At 65.0% G+C, this 17,370-nt stretch carries 21 protein-coding genes; 11 read left to right on the forward strand and 10 right to left on the reverse strand.

Going from position 1 to position 17,370, the window contains the following annotated elements; genetic code table 11:
- Positions 1–108 precede the first annotated feature (108 nt).
- Positions 109–1,722, forward strand: a complete 1,614-nt coding sequence (locus GPL20_RS16385) for an acyl-CoA synthetase (RefSeq protein WP_157330552.1) — start codon at positions 109–111, stop codon at positions 1,720–1,722.
- A gap of 155 nt (positions 1,723–1,877) precedes the next feature.
- Here GPL20_RS16385 and GPL20_RS16390 read toward each other — a convergent pair whose 3' ends face one another.
- Positions 1,878–2,567, reverse strand: a complete 690-nt coding sequence (locus GPL20_RS16390) for an AraC family transcriptional regulator (protein WP_283812237.1) — start codon at positions 2,565–2,567, stop codon at positions 1,878–1,880.
- Between GPL20_RS16390 and GPL20_RS39955 the strand changes: the two genes are divergently transcribed.
- The gene (locus GPL20_RS39955) at positions 2,566–2,706 is read left to right on the forward strand and encodes a hypothetical protein (protein WP_283812238.1); all 141 of its coding nucleotides are present in this window, start codon (positions 2,566–2,568) and stop codon (positions 2,704–2,706) included. The genes GPL20_RS16390 and GPL20_RS39955 overlap by 2 nt on opposite strands.
- A 285-nt stretch (positions 2,707–2,991) precedes the next feature.
- On the opposite strand, the gene GPL20_RS16395 is transcribed toward GPL20_RS39955, so the two are convergent.
- Positions 2,992–4,191: an MFS transporter gene (locus GPL20_RS16395; RefSeq protein ID WP_157330555.1), complete on the reverse strand. Its 1,200-nt coding sequence runs from the start codon at positions 4,189–4,191 to the stop codon at positions 2,992–2,994.
- Between the two features lie 184 nt (positions 4,192–4,375).
- On the opposite strand from GPL20_RS16395, the gene GPL20_RS16400 reads away from it, so the two are divergent.
- From GPL20_RS16400 to GPL20_RS16410, 3 genes are all read left to right on the forward strand, one after another.
- Entirely contained in the window at positions 4,376–5,179 is an 804-nt protein-coding gene (locus GPL20_RS16400) for an MBL fold metallo-hydrolase (RefSeq protein ID WP_157330556.1), read from the forward strand.
- A gap of 155 nt (positions 5,180–5,334) precedes the next feature.
- Positions 5,335–6,351: an alpha/beta fold hydrolase gene (locus GPL20_RS16405; RefSeq protein WP_157330557.1), complete on the forward strand. Its 1,017-nt coding sequence runs from the start codon at positions 5,335–5,337 to the stop codon at positions 6,349–6,351.
- Between the two features lie 15 nt (positions 6,352–6,366).
- On the forward strand, positions 6,367–7,314 hold the full coding sequence (locus GPL20_RS16410; protein ID WP_157330558.1) for a fatty acid desaturase: 948 nt from the start codon (positions 6,367–6,369) through the stop codon (positions 7,312–7,314).
- A gap of 56 nt (positions 7,315–7,370) precedes the next feature.
- Here the strand turns inward: GPL20_RS16410 and GPL20_RS16415 are convergent, their stop codons facing one another.
- Positions 7,371–7,613: a hypothetical protein gene (locus GPL20_RS16415; RefSeq protein WP_157330559.1), complete on the reverse strand. Its 243-nt coding sequence runs from the start codon at positions 7,611–7,613 to the stop codon at positions 7,371–7,373.
- A gap of 136 nt (positions 7,614–7,749) precedes the next feature.
- Positions 7,750–8,730, reverse strand: a complete 981-nt coding sequence (locus GPL20_RS16420) for a helix-turn-helix transcriptional regulator (protein WP_157330560.1) — start codon at positions 8,728–8,730, stop codon at positions 7,750–7,752.
- An 87-nt stretch (positions 8,731–8,817) separates the two neighbouring features.
- On the opposite strand from GPL20_RS16420, the gene GPL20_RS16425 reads away from it, so the two are divergent.
- On the forward strand, positions 8,818–9,462 hold the full coding sequence (locus GPL20_RS16425) for a glutathione S-transferase family protein (protein ID WP_157330561.1): 645 nt from the start codon (positions 8,818–8,820) through the stop codon (positions 9,460–9,462).
- A gap of 17 nt (positions 9,463–9,479) precedes the next feature.
- Positions 9,480–9,914, forward strand: coding sequence for a DUF6157 family protein (locus GPL20_RS16430; RefSeq protein ID WP_167533061.1), 435 nt, complete (start codon positions 9,480–9,482; stop codon positions 9,912–9,914).
- On the opposite strand, the gene GPL20_RS16435 is transcribed toward GPL20_RS16430, so the two are convergent.
- From GPL20_RS16435 to GPL20_RS16450, 4 genes are all read right to left on the reverse strand, one after another.
- Complete coding sequence (locus GPL20_RS16435) at positions 9,915–10,700, reverse strand: enoyl-CoA hydratase/isomerase family protein (RefSeq protein WP_157330562.1); 786 nt, start codon at positions 10,698–10,700, stop codon at positions 9,915–9,917.
- A 12-nt stretch (positions 10,701–10,712) separates the two neighbouring features.
- The gene (locus GPL20_RS16440; RefSeq protein ID WP_157330563.1) at positions 10,713–11,822 is read right to left on the reverse strand and encodes a cyclic nucleotide-gated ion channel; all 1,110 of its coding nucleotides are present in this window, start codon (positions 11,820–11,822) and stop codon (positions 10,713–10,715) included.
- A gap of 152 nt (positions 11,823–11,974) precedes the next feature.
- A complete protein-coding gene (locus GPL20_RS16445) occupies positions 11,975–12,193 on the reverse strand; it encodes a hypothetical protein (protein ID WP_157330564.1) in 219 nt (72 codons plus the stop codon).
- Between the two features lie 105 nt (positions 12,194–12,298).
- Positions 12,299–13,744: a TAXI family TRAP transporter solute-binding subunit gene (locus GPL20_RS16450; RefSeq protein WP_157330565.1), complete on the reverse strand. Its 1,446-nt coding sequence runs from the start codon at positions 13,742–13,744 to the stop codon at positions 12,299–12,301.
- Between the two features lie 401 nt (positions 13,745–14,145).
- Between GPL20_RS16450 and GPL20_RS16455 the strand changes: the two genes are divergently transcribed.
- Together GPL20_RS16455 and GPL20_RS38875 are read left to right on the forward strand one after the other, a co-directional pair.
- Positions 14,146–14,493, forward strand: a complete 348-nt coding sequence (locus GPL20_RS16455) for a DUF3307 domain-containing protein (protein WP_205751176.1) — start codon at positions 14,146–14,148, stop codon at positions 14,491–14,493.
- A gap of 276 nt (positions 14,494–14,769) precedes the next feature.
- Positions 14,770–15,168 (forward strand): hypothetical protein, encoded by a 399-nt coding sequence (locus GPL20_RS38875; protein ID WP_167533063.1) that lies wholly within the window; start codon positions 14,770–14,772, stop codon positions 15,166–15,168.
- Here the strand turns inward: GPL20_RS38875 and GPL20_RS16465 are convergent.
- Together GPL20_RS16465 and GPL20_RS16470 are read right to left on the reverse strand one after the other, a co-directional pair.
- Positions 15,165–15,479 (reverse strand): YkgJ family cysteine cluster protein, encoded by a 315-nt coding sequence (locus GPL20_RS16465; protein ID WP_167533064.1) that lies wholly within the window; start codon positions 15,477–15,479, stop codon positions 15,165–15,167. The genes GPL20_RS38875 and GPL20_RS16465 overlap by 4 nt on opposite strands.
- Positions 15,480–15,484: 5 nt before the next feature.
- Positions 15,485–16,183, reverse strand: a complete 699-nt coding sequence (locus tag GPL20_RS16470) for a helix-turn-helix transcriptional regulator (protein ID WP_157330569.1) — start codon at positions 16,181–16,183, stop codon at positions 15,485–15,487.
- Positions 16,184–16,307: 124 nt separating this feature from the next.
- On the opposite strand from GPL20_RS16470, the gene GPL20_RS16475 reads away from it, so the two are divergent.
- On the forward strand, positions 16,308–16,574 hold the full coding sequence (locus tag GPL20_RS16475) for a hypothetical protein (protein ID WP_157330570.1): 267 nt from the start codon (positions 16,308–16,310) through the stop codon (positions 16,572–16,574).
- Between the two features lie 37 nt (positions 16,575–16,611).
- On the forward strand, positions 16,612–17,340 hold the full coding sequence (locus GPL20_RS16480) for a glutathione S-transferase family protein (RefSeq protein ID WP_157330571.1): 729 nt from the start codon (positions 16,612–16,614) through the stop codon (positions 17,338–17,340).
- Positions 17,341–17,370 lie beyond the last annotated feature (30 nt).

Genomic DNA, 17,370 nt, shown 5'->3' on the forward strand with positions numbered 1-17,370 from the left:
CAGCGCAAAGTGTGAAGCGGTTTTCCGAGAAGATCATGCGCAAAGAAGACAAGACGCAAGATCTCAAACAATAAACCCAACAAACAAAGACATCACACGGAGGGACACATGACCGGCGACACTACAGCCACCATCTCGAAAGCGCGCGAGCATTCCATCGGCGATCTCCTGCGCCGCTCGGCGGGCCGTGAACCGGACAAGCTTGCGGTGAGCTGCGGCAATGTGAGCTGGACGTTTGCCGAGATGGATGCGGTCTGCAACCGGCTCGGCCGCGGCCTGCTCGGTCTTGGCGTGAAGAAGGGCGATCGCCTCGCGGTGCTCTCGCGCAACTCGCATGCGTTCGCGGCCCTGCGTTTCGCAGTGGCGCGGATCGGCGCGGTCCTGGTGCCGATCAACTTCATGCTCAATCCGGACGAGATCAATTTCATCCTGAAGAGCTCCGGCGCCAAGCTGCTCGCGACCGGTCCTGACTTCGTCGAGCCGGCGCGGGCCGCATCGGCCAAGGATTGCGCGGTCGAGAAGATGATCTGGCTGCCGGGCGAGGATCCCGCCACGGCGCCCGCGGGCCTCACCACCTTCGACGATCTTCTCAGTCCCGACGGCTCGTTCCTCGAGGCCTCCGTCGACAGCCGCGACCTCGCGCAGATCGTCTATACCAGCGGCACGGAATCGCTGCCCAAGGGCGCGATGCTGACCCATGAAGCGGTGATGTGGCAGTATGTCAGTTGCATCATCGACGGCGGCATGAGCGTGGAGGACAAGTTCCTGCACGCGCTGCCGCTGTATCACTGCGCCCAGCTCGACGTGTTTCTCGGACCGCAGATTTATCTCAGCGCCTCCGGAGTGATCACGGGCAAGCCCACCGCCGACAACATTCTGGCGCTGATCCAGGCCCACAGGATCACCTCGTTCTTCGCGCCGCCGACGATCTGGATCGCGATGCTGCGCTCGCCGAACTTCGACAAGACCGACCTGTCGACGCTTCAGAAGGGCTATTACGGCGCCTCGATCATGCCGGTGGAGGTGCTGCTCGAGCTTCAGCGCCGCCTGCCGAACGTCAAGTTCTGGAATTTCTACGGCCAGACCGAGATCGCGCCGCTCGCGACCGTGCTGCGGCCCGAGGACCAGCTGCGCAAGGCCGGCTCGGCCGGCAAGCCCGTGCTCAATGTCGAGACGCGGGTGGTCAACACGACGATGGAGGACGTCAAGGTGGGTGAGGTCGGTGAGATCGTGCACCGCTCGCCGCATCTCTTGTCCGGCTACTACAACGATCCGGTGAAGACGGCGGCGGCGTTTTCCGGCGGCTGGTTTCACTCCGGCGATCTCGCCACCGTCGATGATGAAGGCCACATCACCGTGGTCGATCGCGTCAAGGACATGATCAAGACCGGCGGCGAGAATGTCGCGAGCCGCGAGGTCGAGGAGATGGTCTACCGCATCCCCGCGGTCTCCGAGGTCGCCGTCGTCGGCCTGCCCGATGCGCGCTGGATCGAGGCGGTCACCGCGATCGTCGTGGTCAAGAGCGGCGAGAAGCTCGACGAGGATGCCGTCATCAAGCATTGCGCCGGCCAGATGGCGCATTTCAAGGTGCCCAAGCGCGTGATCTTCGTGGATAGCCTGCCGAAGAACCCGAGCGGCAAGCTGCTCAAGCGCGAGTTGCGCCAGCGCTTCGTCGGCGGCAAGACGCTCGACAAAGCGATCCAGAAGAACTTTGGAACATAGGGGGCGCCATTGCAGCGGCGCCCTGGTCGAGTTTCGCCAAAGCATGATCCGGCAGCGGTTTTCCCTCGCGACAAACGCGGAACGCGTTTGCGCGGAGATCATGCTCAAACGACAACCTAAAGCGCGATGACGATTCATCCCAATCTCATCGCGCTTTAGCCGGTGTCGCCGGCCATCTGCCTGACGTCGTCCGGCGTCTGTCCGAAGCGGCGGCGAAACACGCGATGGAAGTAGGAGACGTCGTGAAATCCCGCGAGATGCGCGATCTCGATGATCTTGCGCGTGCGCATGACAGGATTTCGAAGCAGCCGCTCGGCGCGCAGCAACCGTTGCTCCAGCACGAAACTGCTATAGGTGATCCCGGCCCGCTCGAACAGCAATTGGATGCTGCGCGGGCTGATCCGGTGCGCGGCGGCGAGATCGGACAGCGACAATCCGGGGCTGTCCAGCTGCGCCAGGATGTCGGACTTGATGGTTTCGAAGCGCGCCGCGGCAAGGCCGCGCAATCGTGCTTCGTCGGCGACATCGCCGCGTGCTCCGATCATCAGCACCGAGAGGTCGAACAAATGCTGCGAGACCGCGTCGAGCTCCGCGGCCGCGAGCTTGTCGGCATGCTCATGCGCGAGGTCGTAATATCGCAGGAACATCGATGTGATCGGATTGGCGCCGGGGATCGACCGCGCAATCAGGTCCTCGGCATTCGGGCAAGCGCGCAGCAGCGCCTTGCGCGGCAGCAGCGCGGTCTGGAAATTACCATGGGCCGTCTGGGTGATGTGGGCGCCCTTGATCGAGGGATCGCCGATCGTGACGTCGCCGGCGGCGATCTCGAGCGGACGCTTTCCCATGGCCCCGCTCAACGCCGAATTGGGCGACATCGTAATGATCAATTCGTCGTTCGTTCCCAGCGACACGAAAGACATCGGCGTGCCGAACGAGGCCGAGAGCCTGACGCGGGGGAGGATGGCTGGCGCAATGGTCCGGTGAACTCGCCCTTCCCCGACCGGCACGAAATCGACGTTTGCCACCTGGCGGCAAAACTGCTCGCGCCATCTTTCATAGGCCGGACCGTTCGGGTCGCCATCGAATGAGAGTTGAGGTTGGGTCATCGATCGGGTGTAAAACGTTCGGGGCAATCTTCAGTGGTCGCATCCTCGTTCGTCGACCGGGGCCCGGCAACGAGAAAAGCGCGGGATTGCGTGAAAAGCCACCTGCAACGGCGCGCTGAGCCAGTGACCAGGTGCCGCAGGTGGCATCGCGCGGCGGCTGATCTCAATACTTCTTCACCGCCGTCCCGAACGCCAGCCATAGCGCCATAGAAGCAACGCCGAAGCCGCCAAGCAGCAGGAAGGTCGGGCCGTAGCCGATCCATTGCGCGATCCAGCCGCCCAGCGCGGGGCTCAGGCTGGCGCCGACGCCCTGCACCGTGATCACGGCGCCCTGGCCGAGATTGATGCGGCCGGTGCCGTTGAGCGAGCGCGCGACCATGCCGGGGACGGCCACCGTCTGGAGGCCGGTGCCGATGCCGTCGAGCACCTGCATCGGCACGACGCCCCACCATCCCGTGACGAAGAAGGCGAGCACGCCGCGGATCGGCAGGAACATGAAGGACACCAGGATCACCGGCCAGTAGTTGCGCTTGCTCGCGGCCTTCATCGCGATCAGCGAGGTCACGATCATGACGCCTTGCGCAATCACGACGGTGGTCGCGACGAAGCTCGGGCCGTTGGCCTGGCCCTCGGCGACCGCGGCAAGTCCATAGAGCGGCACGATCGCGGCGTTGCCGAGGTGAAACAGGGCGAGTGCCAGCGCCAGCACGAGCAGCGCCCGGTGCTTGAGCAGCATCGTGAGCGCGTCCGGTGCGCTGTCGGGATCATCCTCCTTGCAGCCGCGCGAGGCGCGATCGTCGATCGCTTTCGCCGGAATCATCATGACGCAGGCGATCGCGATGGCGCCGAAGACGGCCGCCAGCACGAACACCGCGACATAGCCGAACTTGTAGCCGAGAAAGCCCGACAGCGCGGCGCCGACCATGTTGCCGGCGTGGTTGAACGCCTGGTTGCGGCCGTTGAGGGCATTAAATCCCTTCTGCTTGGCGATGCCGAGCGTGATGCCGGTCACCGCCGGCACGATCGCAGCGCTCGCCAGCGATTGCGCGACCTGGGAAAGGGTCACGGCCCAGAAATTTTGCGAGATCAGGATGATTGAAGATGCCAGCACCACGCAGATGCCGGGGATGACGACCCACATGCGCTTGTTGCGGCTCGCATCTATGAAGCCGCCGATCGGCGTCGTGATCAGCATGCCGGCGACATTGCCGATCGTCATCGCGCTGCCGATCAATCCGCTCGCCCAGCCGCGCTCCTGAAGGAATACGCCGACGAACGGCCCGATGCCCGATTGCATGTCGGCCATGAAGAAGTTCAGTGCAAACAGGGGCCGGATTCGGGACGGGGAGGGGCGAGATGTCATCGAAACGCTGAACGTAGTGCTGCCGATCGATTGGATCTCGCATGAGGCGGAGACTTCGGGCACATAGGTGCCCGGGCGGACCAGAACTTAACCTGCGCTCATCGCGTTGGTTCCGAGAGCTCTTGCGATCGCAGGACTGCGACGTCATGTCATGCCTGCGACAGTCTCAAACAGGATCACGGCCATGCCTCTCTGGACCTGCGAAACCTGCGGCGCGCAATTCCCGGATAGCGGACATCCGCCTGCGTCCTGTCCGATCTGCGAGGACGAACGGCAGTTCGTCGGCTGGAACGGGCAGACCTTCCTCACGCGCGAAGCGTTGACGGAACGTCACCGGCTGGTCTGGCGCGACGATCTCGGGCTGACCGGTATCGGGTCCGAACCGAGCTTCGCCATCGGCCAGCGCGCGCTGCTGGTGCCGCTGGCGGGCGGCTGCATGATGTGGGACTGCGTGCCGCTGGCGACGCCGGATGCGATCGCGCATGTGCGCTCGCTCGGCGGGTTGAAGGCGATCGCGATCTCGCATCCGCATTTCTATGGCGCGCTCGCCGACTGGAGCGAGGCGTTCGGCGGTGTGCCGGTGTACCTGCACGCGGATGACGGCCAATGGGTGACGCGGCCGCATTCCGCCATCGTGCACTGGACCGGCGATCAGCAGCGCATCTCCGATGACGTCCTGCTGCTGCGTACCGGCGGCCACTTCGCCGGCGCTATCATGCTGCATTGGTCGCGCGGGGCGGAGAGCAGGGGTGCGCTGCTTACCGGGGACATCGCGCAGGTGACGATGGACCGCCGCTTCGTCAGCTTCATGTACTCCTATCCCAACTACATGCCGCTCAACGCCGCCGCCGTACGGCGGATCGCTGCTTCCGTCGAACCGCTCGCCTTCGATCGCATCTACGGCGCCTGGTGGGGGCGTAACATCGCCGCCGGCGCCAAGGCCGCGTTTGCTGCCTCGGTCGCACGCTATCTGGCGGCCATCGCCTGAGCCGCACGCCGGCTTGAGAGCGCTTGCCGCGCCTCAATAACTGTACTATAGGTACATTTATTCAGCGCGAGCGCGACGATGCGCTGGCGGCTTCGGCATGATCGATGCATCGCGAAGCCGCGCACCCCTGCGGCGCGTGAGCGGGAGTTGGGTCCATGGCTGCGCAATGCGACTACGAGATGTTCGAGGCCGGCGACGTCACGCTCCAGTCCGGCGCCGTCTTCCCTGCGCTGAAGCTCGCCTACAAGACCTACGGCGCGCTGAGCCCGGCCAGGGATAACGTCATCCTGTATCCGACCTCGTTCAGTGCGCAGCACTTCGACACCGAATGGTTGATCCGGCCCGATGGCGTGCTCGATCCGACACGCTACTTCGTCATCATCCCGAACCTGCTCGGCAACGGCCTGTCGTCCTCACCGTCGAACACCGCGGCGCCGTTCCCGCAACTCACCTATCACGATGCAATTGCGGTCCAGCACAGGCTGCTCACCGAGCGCTTCGGCATCACAAAAGTTGCGCTGGTCTATGGCTGGTCGATGGGCGGGATGCAGGCCTATCATTGGGCGGCGCTGCACCCTGATATGGTCGAGCGCGCAGCCGTGGTCTGCGGCAGCGCGCGCTGTGCGCCCTACAATCATGTCTTTCTCGAAAGCGTGAAGGCGGCTCTGACCGCCGATCCCGCCTTCCGCGACGGCCGCTTCGTCGAGAAGCCCGTCGCTGGCTACCGGGCAATGGGACGGGTTTATGCCGGCTGGGCGATGTCGCACGGTTTCTATCGCGACGAGATTTGGCGCGAGGCAGGCTTCACCTCGCTGGAGGACTACCTTGTCCGTACGTGGGACGCGACTTTCGCGCGGCGCGATGCCAACGATCTTCTGGCCCAGATCGGCATCTGGCAGAACGGCGACGTCAGCCGCTGCACGACATTCGGCGGCGATTTCGATCGCGCGCTGGCGGCAATCAAGGCGCATATGCTGCTGATGCCGGGAGCGACCGATCGCTATTTCGACGTCCGCGACAACGAGGACGAGCTCGGCCGGCTCGTCAACGCGAGGTCGGCGGTTCTCCATCCGATCCCGTCGCTGCATGGCCACCGCGCCGGCAACCCCGTCAACAATCCCCGCGATCAGGCCTTCATCAAGGCCGAGATCGCCGAGCTTCTCGGCAAATAGGGCGCGCATCCGATCATGACTGACGCAACCGTTCCAGAGCCCGGCCATCGCTTGAAGCCGTTGACGCCGGCCATGCTGCGCGAATTGTCGGTGCGCTCCAATCTCAGGGGTGCGGCGCAAAGCCTCGGCCATTACGGCGTCATCGTGCTGATGGGCGCACTGACCTGGATGGTCGCCTCGCGCCACGGTGTCCTCTGGGCGTTGCCGCTGATGGCGGTGCAGGGCTATTTCGTCGCCTTCCTGTTCATGGCCGTGCACGAGACCGCGCACAAGACCGCGTTCAGGAGCCGCGGTCTCAACCTCGCGGTCGGCTATCTCTCGGCCTTCATCATCGGCTTGCCCTACGAATATTACTGCCTGTTCCACTGGGACCATCACCGCTACACCCAGGATCCGGAGAAAGACCCGGAGCTGATCGTCGGCGTGAAGCCGGCCTCGGACACACAGCTCGCGATCGCCTATAGCGGTCTGCTTCAGGTCGCCGGCCGGCTCCGGCTGATGCTCGGCCATGCCGTCACCGGCAAGGTCACGGTGCCCTGGATCCCCGAGAGCAAGCGCGCCACCATCGTGCGAGAGGCGCGGACCTATGTCGCGCTTTACGTGCTGCTGCTCGCGCTCTCGCTGTGGTTCTCCTCGGCGCTGCTGCTCTGGGGCTGGATCGTTCCGCTGATCATCGGGCAGTTCTTCCTGCGCCCCTATCTCTACGCAGAACACACCGGCTGCGACCGCACCCGCAGCGCCTTCCAGAACACCCGCACCACCTATACCGGCGCGATCGTCAAGTGGTTTGCGTGGAACATGCCCTACCATGTCGAGCACCACGCCTATCCCTCGATCCCCTTTCACGCGCTTCCCAAGCTGAACGAGCTCGTCGACGGCGAGATCGTCCATCGCGGTCGCGGCTACATCAGAACGACGCGCGAGACCTGGGCCTGGTTTCGCCGGCAGCGACAGGATAATTGAACCAACGCAAAGCTCCGGTCGCGGTGCGACCGGAGCTTTGTCGTGAAGGCGAGGTATCAGTAGTAGGCGCAGACATTCACGACGCGGACGCGCAGGCCGTGACGGGTCCGGACCAGGCGCTCCTGGTAGCAGTTGCTGACGCCGGTGTTGACGTAGACGCCGCCAAAGCCCCAGCCCGGACCCCAGCCATGACCCCAGTGGTGATGATGGAAGCCGCCGGCCGAGGCGGCGGTGGGCGCGAGAGCGGCAACGCCGAGCGAGCCGGCAGCGATCAGTCCGATTGCAAGCTTACGAAACATCTTCATTCTCCATTTGGCTCAGGGCCGTTGTTGTGTCCCTGCTTCTCGGTCGAGGCGAAGCGTGAACGCGTTCACGGCGCACGGGGAGAATCGTGTTTCAGGATTGTTTCGTCGGCTGCGACAAAATGTGCCGCCGTCATGCTTTCCGCGCCGTGCGATAGCGCGCGGCCATGGCCTGCGTCAGCTCGATCATCTTCTCGCGGAGATCGGCAGGCTCCAGCACTTCGGCCTCGGGGCCGAGCCGCAACAATTCGGCTGCAGCGTGCCACGACGTCTTGCCGACCGGCACCCTGGCGATGCGCCAGCCGTCGGCATCTGCGGTCTCTTCAAGCTGGGTGCGGGCCTTGACGTAAGGCTGGCTCAGCGCGTCGAGCAGCTTGACGCCGAACGGCGACAGCCGGACGATCGCGACATTGGGATGCATCTCGGCCTCGAGGCGAAGCGTCGCGGCCCGCCAATAGGCGGCGAGATCGAAGTCGGCGGGACGCTCGAAGCCATCATCGAGCGCCGTGCAGTCGAGCACCCGTGCGATGCGATAGGTGCGCACGCTGCCGTCGACTTGCCCTGCGAGATACCAGCTGCCGCCTTTCAGCACGAGGCCGAGCGGGGCGACGCGGCGCTGCTTCTCGGCGCGCCAGCTCTGGTAGTGGATTTTTATGAGCGTCCCGCGCAGGGCCGCGCCGGCGATCGTGCGCAGATGCTTTGGTTCTTCCGCCTCACCGAACCAGCCCGGCGCGTCCAGGTGAAAACGCTCCTGCATCCGCCCGGCGTCCTCGCGCACATTGGCAGGCAGTGCGGCCATCAGCTTGTTCTGCGCGGCGATCATCGCGGCATCGAGCCCGAGCGCCGCGGCCGGGCCTGGCAATCCGGCCAGGAACAGCGCGCCTGCCTCGCTCTGCGACAAGCCGTTCAGCCGCACGCGATAGCCGTCGAGCAGACGATAGCCGCCCTCCGCGCCGCGATCGGCATAAACAGGAACGCCCGACGCCGCGAGCGCGTCGATGTCGCGATAGATCGTGCGCACTGACACCTCGCAGGCCTCCGCGAGCTCAGGCGCGGTGACCTGCCCCCGGGCCTGGAGGGTGGTGAGGATCGACAGCATCCGGCTCGCGCGCATGGGATCTTAAACCATACCTGACACAGGATGTCAGGTATGCTCCTCTAGAAGAAGCGCCATCGCCTGCCGGCCAGATGGAGACCTGCCATGACCGATCCGAACCGCATCACGCTGTATTATTCGCCGCAAAGCCGCGCCACCGGCACGCGGGTGCTGCTGGAGGAGCTGGGCGCGCCCTACGATCTCCATGTCCTCAACATGAAGGCCGGCGAGCAGCGTCAGGGCGCCTATCTCGCCATCAATCCGCTCGGCAAGGTGCCGGCGGTCCGCCACGGCGAGGCGCTGGTGACCGAGCAGGTCGCGATCACCATTTACCTTGCCGATCTCTTCCCGCAGGCCGGGCTGACGCCCGCCCTCAACGATTCGCTGCGCGGTCCTTATCTGCGCTGGATCGCCTATTACGGCGCCTCCTTCGAGCCGGCCATGATCGACAAGTTCATGCAACGCGAGCCGGCACCGATCACGCAATCGCCCTATGCCGACTACGACACCATGCTCGGCGCGCTTGAGGCGCAATTGTCAAAGGGGCCGTATCTGCTCGGCGAGCGCATGACGGCCGCGGATATCTTGTGGGGCGTCGCGTTCAGCTGGACCATGATGTTCGGCATCGTGCCGAAGAAAGACGTATTCATTCGTTATGCCGAGCGGATTACGTCACGTCCTGCGTTCCAGCGGATCAACGCCGCCGACGATGAGATGGCGGCGCAGCATGCCGCGGCCGCTGGTGGTTGAATGATCCGGGGTTGCAGATGACGAAGCCGATGCACACGACCAACTGCTTCAACACCTTCATCCGGGTTGCCGAAGACTGTCCCGCGCGTACTGGCGAGGAGCCGCCGCTCCGCGGGGGAAAGCCGACGGTGGCGTGCCTGCAATACGGAATGATCGCGAAGGCGCCCTACAAATACACGTCCGACGACGTGATCTTCGCGACGTCTGCGCCGGGACGCGAGCTCGATGTGAAGGCGACGAAAACGGAGAAGCATGCGGCCCGTGAAGCGTTCTTCTCCCGGGGGCAGGCGTGCATGAGGGCGTCGAGCCTGGGCAAGCGCTTCGGCTGGGGCGTTCATGCCGACAGTGAGGGGCGGATCGCGATCTACGCCGTCGACAGCAAACGCTACCAGGCGCTGGTCCGCGATCCCAAGCTCACGCAGGTGCGCGCGATGCGGTCGAAGCGGGCGTGATCAGAATTTTGGCGGGCGCTTCTCCGCGAACGCCTTGATGCCTTCCTTGATCTCGTCGCCGCGCATGCTGTCGCGGTGGCGCTGGTCGGCGGCTTGCTCGTCCAGCTCGCCGCGGGCGAACTCGTTGATGGCGCGCTTCATGCCGCGCATCGCCTGCGGCGCGTTGCCGGCGAGGACGCCAGCGAGCTTGTCGACCTCCTCGTCCAGGAATTCCACCGGCACCATCGCGGTGAGATAGCCGATCCGCAGCATCTCCGGCGCGCTGATCTTCTGCGCTGTCAGGAACAGCTTCTTCGCATTGTCGACGCCGAGCCGCGTGACGTAGCGTTTGATGCCGCTCCTGTAATAGTGCAGCCCGAGCCGCGCCGCCGGCATGAACATCTCCGCCGTGTCGACGCCGATGCGGAAATCGCAGGCGAGCGCGAGGTCGGTCGAGCCGCCATAGACGCCGCCGTTGAGTCGGCAGATCGTCGGCACGCCGAGATCCTCCAGCCGGTTGACCACCACCTCGAACGCCGAGCCCGCGCTCTGCTGCTCGTTCGCGCTCACCGCCCGTTCGGCGACCGAGTTGAGATCGTAGCCGGCGGAGAAGGCGCGGCCGGTGCCGGTCAGCACCAGCACGCGGATGGCCGGATCGGCCTCGATCCGGTCGAACAATTTCACGAGCGCGCCGAGATCCTCGGCCTGGAGCCGGTTGAGATGTTTCGGCCGGTTGAGGCGGATGGTGGCGCGGGCGCCGGCGATGTCGAGCACGGGGCCAGAGGCCGTGTCGGCGGTGTCCGACATTCTTGTCTCCTTTTACTTGTTCTCGAGCGCGCGCCGCTTCGCCTCGGCGTCGATGGTCTCGGCGAGATCGGGGTGCCGCGCCATCAGCACGCGGAAATCGACGAGGTCGAGCACCAGCAGGCGCGACACCTTCGTGGTCGAGACGTTGGCGCCGCGCACGTTGTTGCCGAGCAGCGCCATCTCGCCGAAGAAGGCGCCCTCGCCGAGCTGTACCTTCTTGCCGGGCAGGTCGACCTCGACCTCGCCGGCGGCGATGAAATACATGCAGTCGCCCTGCGCGCCCTTGCGGATGATCATGGTGCGCGCCGGCAGCTCCATGGTGCGGAGCATGTGGGTGACGTCGGCGATGGCCGCGGGGCCGAGCGCCGCGAAGAACGGCACCTTGCTGACGGATTCCCAGGTCTTGAGAAAATTGTCGCGCCGGGTTTCCGCGGCGAAGCCGGTCGCCAGGATACCGGTCCAGAGACCGAACACGCCGAGGCCGGAGATCATCACCAGTGCCGCGACCACGCGGCCCAATGGCGTGACCGGCACGACGTCGCCATAGCCCGTCGTCGTCAGGGTCACCACCGCCCACCACAGCGCGGACGGCACGCTGCCGAAGGTTTGCGGCTGCACGTCTCGCTCCAGATAGTACTCGGCGACGGAGGCGAGGAAGACCACCATCAGGAAGATCACGAGCACGCTGAGCAGCGGTCCCGATTCCAGCACCAGCACGCGGCGAAGCTGCCGCAGGCCCGGAATGCCCGGCACCACCTTCAGCACCCAGAGCACGCTGAGCAGCCAGGCCGTCTTCGGCTCGGCGCCGAGCAGCAGCGCGACCGGCACGGCCAGCGCTCCGACCGCGTCGACGATGCCAGCGGAGGACGACATGTAGAGCGAAAGACGCCCCTGGCGCGCCATATGGCGCAGCCGGACCCCCCATTCGAACACGAAGTAGGCGAGGCAGGCCCACAGCACGACATCGACCCAGCGGTGCGCCGCCTCATAGGCCGGATTGACCGTCAGCAGCACCATGCTGAGCACGCCGACGCCGACTGCCACGTAGGCCGCCTTGGTCATGTTGCGGCCGGCCGTGGCGGCCGCGAACTGGGCCAGAGCAGAGATCAGCGGCTTGGACATGCGGGAGTGCGGCTCGGCTTCGGTTTTTGCGGTCCCGGCTGGAACCTCAGCGCCAAAGTGCCTGCCCCGGCCGAGGCCGTCAACGACGGGAGCGCAGTATCGTCGAACGGGGGGACGAAGCCGGGCCGGGCAGAGCAGTGGCGGACGAGCCGTCACCTGAAATGCGGCGGCTCGTCGTAGCCGCGGCGGCTGCTGAAGAACAGCAGCACCATCAGGCCGACGCCGACGACGACGGAAAATCCCGCCCCAAGCGCCAGCGCCACATAACCTTCCGTCGGGATCGGGTCGCCTTCGACCGCCATCGCGGAATAAGCGAAATAGCCAACCGCTGCCAACATTCCCAGCAGGCAGATGATGAGGAGCGTACGCATGGCGCGTTCTCCGGCTGTATCCGGAAGCCAACGGTTGCGGATGGCGACGGTTCCCGAGTTCCGGCCGCTCATCCACGGCAAGACGTCCCTTCAACTCGCCCCTGATCACGCGCTCTGCGCGGTCTTCACCACAACGACGTTGCTGTCGTCGTGCTCGGATGGGCCGGCATCGCGGGCGGCCTTTTCGATCTCGCCCGCGTGACGTTTCAGGTAGTCGCGGCGCATGCCGATCTCGTCGCGGACGAACTCGTAGCCGAGCTTGAAGGTGTCGAGCCCGTCGGTGCTGATTGTGCCGTCTCTGAGCCCGACCACCGCGCCGCGCAGGATGCCCTCCAGCTCGTCCTGGAGACATTCGAGCTGGTCCAGCGAATGGGCGTGCTCGATCCGCTCGCCGACGTCCAGGATTGCGGTGGAGAGCTCGCTGGCCTTCTCCGGCGCGATCCTTGTGATCTTGGCGTAGATGGCGGCGAAGATCGAGCCGATGACGCTGAGCGCGGCGGCGCCCAGATACATCATGTCGCTGTACTTATCCATGAACGACTTGGTGTCGTCGTTGATGTAGTCGGCCGCCCCCTGATGCGCCATCACGAAGGCGTCCTTCTCGGTGGAGGCCGGCTCGATCCGGGTGGCGAAACCGCTGTCGAGGCCGAGCGCCGATTTGTTCTCGTAGACGATGCGCGCCAGCTCCCCGGCCGTCGTCACCGACATCCTGGATTGCGTGACCAGCAGCCATTCGAGCCCGATCGTGTCGAGCTCGTCGTCGGGAATTTCCGGCGCCGCCGACAGCATTCCGGCCGTCAGCGTCTCGCTGGAAATGCCGGGGAATTTGCGCGCCAGCGCCGTCACCTCGTCGATCGCGTTCAGCGTGAAGCCGCCGCGCTTGGCGACCTGTTCATAGGCCTTGTCCCGCACGGCCTTCGAGGCATGGACGATGGCGATCACCGCGCCGAAGCCGCTGGCCGGCGCGAGCAGCTTGTCGAGCGTTGCGCCCTGCGGCGCCATCTGGATCCTTGCAGCCTCGGGGCCGTCGGGGACGTCGAGGATGCTGCGGACGAAGGCGAGCGAGGATTCGTTGTCAGCGATGACGGCGATCTTCTTCTTCTTCAGCTCGGCGAGCGACTTGATCTTCTTGCTGCCGGGGCCGAGCAGGAGCACGAGATCGCGCTCGAGGATCGCGAGCGCGCGCGCCCGCAGCGGCACCTTGGCGTCGGTGCGCACGACCGCGAGGTCGGCCTGCTTGCGGTCGAACTGGGCGAGCGCCTTGGCATTGTCCGGGTTGTTGACGATCTTGATCCGGAAGCGCGAGGCGTTGTTCTTCAGGACGGCGGCGAGCTTGGCCGCGAACAGCGCTTCGTCGCTGTTGGGGGCGCCGACGGCGAAGGTCAGCGTCTCGGAATTGTGCACCAGCATGCGGCCGGCCCAGACGGTGACGAGCGACAGGAGCAGGGTCAGCACGACGTAGAGAAGCACCTGCTGCTGATTGGTTTTGATCACCTTGGGACGCTGGGGCGGCGGTTCAGTCGGTGGCGAGCTGGGGCCGTCAGCACTCATGTCAGCACTCTGGCCTTATTCTGGGTGGCGGGCGGCTCGCGGATGTGATCGCGGCAGCCGGCCTGAAATTCGTAAACGTCTGAAAAAAGAACGATATTCTGTCGTCGATGATAGCGCGACGGCATCGGAAAGCAAATTTCGAGCCGAGGGTAACCTTACTCAACCTGGCCGCGTCGATAGGTCATCCTATCACCGTTTAGCCACAGTTGGCGATTTTCCAGTTCCCCCCGGCTGCATTCCGCCGCGAGAGATGTCATAAATCGCTCGTCCCGGCGATTTGACCGGTCCAAGAAGAAGCTGCGCTGAACGCTCCAATTTATCTTGTCACGTCAATGAGGGCGTCAGCTTTGTCGTTTCCACCCATGTCATCGGCGGTTCCGGTCGAAGCGCTCATTGGCTGGATGCTGCTGCTCACCTTCAAGCACATCATTGCCGATTTCGTGCTCCAGACCGCCTGGATGGCGCAGGGCAAGGACCAGAAGCACGGCTGGGCTCTGCCGCTTCTGGTGCACTGCCTGATTCACCTCGCGGTTGCGTTGCCGCTGATCCTGATCGTGGCACCGAGATTCTGGTTCGTGGCGCTGATCGATTTCGCGATCCACATCACGATCGATCGGGCCAAGGGATTCGTCTCCGCCAATTTCGGCGTCAACCAGGAGCATCCCTGGTTCTGGACCCTGATCGGTGTCGACCAGGCCCTGCACCATCTCACCGGCTTCGGCCTCTCCATCTTCATGGCGGCGAACTGAGGCGGCCGCCCTCGGCTGACGGCTCGGCCTGCATGGTTCGAGACGCACCGTAAGGCGGCGCTCCTCACCATGAGGGTCTGGCTTTCGCGTGAACCAAGACCTCATCCTGAGGGCCCGCCGAAGGCGGGCGTCTCGAAGGATGGCCACAGGCAAATCTCCTTCCGCCCCCAATGATTCGCGGTCAGGGCGCAAGGACCCCGGGTGACTACCGGTCAGCGTGGTTAACCTTTCATTAGAGAATTGCACTGCATCTTCCGCGTACGAGGGAGAACTGCAATGTTTTCAAGCCGCGACGCCTTTGAAAGCGATTTCTGCCCGGTCCGCGACGAGCTCCTTGGCGAGATGTACCGCGCCAGCGAGAGTGGCCTGCCGAGGCTGGTTGAGAGTGTTTCCCCTGAAGCCCGCGCCCGTCTGGCGCTGTTCTGCTATCGCCGCAGCCATTTGCACTCGCTGGCGGTCGCGATCGCCGCGAGCTGTAGCGAGCGCGATCTGATCGAAAACGGCGGCCGCGTCGGCTCGACGCTCTTCGCGCTGTCGCGCGCGGGCACGGCGAAATCCTCGCCGTCGCTGTCGGGAGGCCGCAAGCCGATCACGCTGTCGACCAAGCCGCTCTCGGTGCTGGCACCGCTCGAGGACGAACTCGACGACGAGATCAGCGAAGCCGTTCCCGCCTAAGCTGCCTCGATTACAGGTAGGCCGAATTTCCGCCGCGCCATCGCGCATTCGGCATCGCCCGGCATGCAGGTGCGGCACACCTCCGGCCGCACCGCATAGATGCCGCAGGCCGTCTGCTTTCCGATCTCTCCCTGCAACGCCGAGCAACGATCGCCCTCGCAACGCATGCCGGATTGACGCGCGTTGACGAGCCCTTCTGGGATTGCAGCCAGCTCTTCGTCGCTCTCGATCGAGAAGCGCGGCCAGTTCGCCGAATAGCCGCAGCAGGCGCCGCAGCTCTGGCAGTAGCTCGACAGATCGATTTCTTCCATCGCGCTCACGTGTCCTTTGGCGGACCCCAGACCAGGCTCTGCCGCCATTTTGCGCGCAGCACGTCGCGCCGCTCCGGATATTTCTCGTCGAGATAGGTCGCCTCCACCACGCGATCGGTGCGGAAGCTGCGGAAGTCGCTGCGCAGCTCGCACCAGGCCGCGAGCAGGCGCACCGCTTCGAGATAGCCGACCGAGATCGGCCAGATCATGCGCTCGCTGGCGCGGCCCTGCTCGTCGCGATAGCGCAGCATGATCTTCTTGCCTTCGTGGATCTGGGTGCGCGTGCGCACCATGTCGAGGCGGTCGGGCTCCCTGTTCCAGCTCGGCCGCGCGCGGCTCGCCGGCTCCAGCACGAAGGGACGCAGGCGCTCGGGGACGGTGTCGGCGATCTTGGCCATCAGGTCTTCGGCGGCACGCGCCAGCGCCGAATCGGCATGGCCCGCGACCCATTGCGCGCCCAGCACCGCCGCCTCGATCTCGTCGGGCGTCAGCATCAGGGGCGGCAGGTCAAATCCCTTTTCCAGGATGTAGCCCATGCCGGCTTCGCCACGAATCGGCACGCGCTGGCCCATCAGCGTTGCGATGTCGCGATAGATGGTGCGCTTCGAGGTCTCGAGCTCGGCCGCGATGGCGTCCGCCGTCAGCGGTTTACGCGTGCGCCTCAGCACCTGGATGATCTGAAACAGCCGGTCGGCGCGTCTCATGACGATTCTCTTCCCAAATTCCTGATCGCGACCCGCTCAAGATCCGGCGCGCGGATGCTGACAGGATGTTGGCAGCAGGGGGGTTCTATACCGGGACAACACATCGACTGAAGAGGATTTGTCCATGATCATTCCAACCCATTTCGGCCCGCTGTGGCGCACGCCGGCATGGCCGGTCCAGGCCTGGCACGGCTGGACGTTCGGCCGCCTCGTATCCCCTGATCTCATGGTCTCCGATCTCCGTCTTGCGCTTGCGACCGTGGTGACACGCGCGCTGGTCCAGGCCGCGGACGCGCTGGTCCGCCACGTCATGGGCCGCGCCTTCCGCGGGGCCCGTTTCGCACAAGATATCACGGCTGCTGCCACCATGGTGGCAGCAGCCGGCCGCTAGGTTCCATCAACCCGTCCGCGCCTTCAGGAGAGCCCGCATGATCACGCTTTACGGTTTTGGCACCGGCTTCGGCCTGCCGGAAATCAGCCCCTTCGTCACCAAGACGGAGGTGCAGCTCAAGATGGCAGGGCTGCCCTATCGGAAGGAGCGTGCGATGCCGCCTGCCTCGCCCAAGGGGCAGCTGCCCTTCATCGACGACGGTGGCGAGGCGGTGGCCGATTCCACCTTCATCCGCGCCCATATCGAGCGTCGCTACGGCTTCGATTTCGACGCCGGCCTGTCGCTGGTCGAGCGTGCACAGGCGTGGGCGTTCGAGCGCATGATCGAGCATCACGTCTATTGGGCGCTGGTCGGCGCGCGCTGGGTCGATCCGGTCAACTTCGCCAAGGGCCCCTCGCATTTCTTCGACGGCGCGCCGGAGCACAACCGCGAGAAGCTGCGCGAGGACGCGCAATTCCGTGTTGCCGAGAACTATCTGCTCTCCGGGCTTGGCCGTCACGCGCCCGATGACGACGTCGATCTCGCGGTTCGTTCACTGTTCGCGCTCTCGGTGCAGCTCGGCGACAAGTCGTATCTGATGGGCAACAAGCCCTGCGGTGTGGATGCCACCGCCTTCGGTGCGCTCGCCGGGATCCTGACGCCGTTCTTCGAATCGGCCTTGCGCCAGCGCGCCGAGGGATTTCCGAACCTCACGGCCTATGTCGACCGCATGATGGACAATTACTATCCCGAGTTCGCCTGGTCCCCGCAGCGGCAGGCGGCTTAGCGTTCAGTCTCGCCCCGAGTTCGGTGCAAC

Source organism: Bradyrhizobium cajani, from assembly GCF_009759665.1.
Lineage (GTDB): Bacteria > Pseudomonadota > Alphaproteobacteria > Rhizobiales > Xanthobacteraceae > Bradyrhizobium > Bradyrhizobium cajani.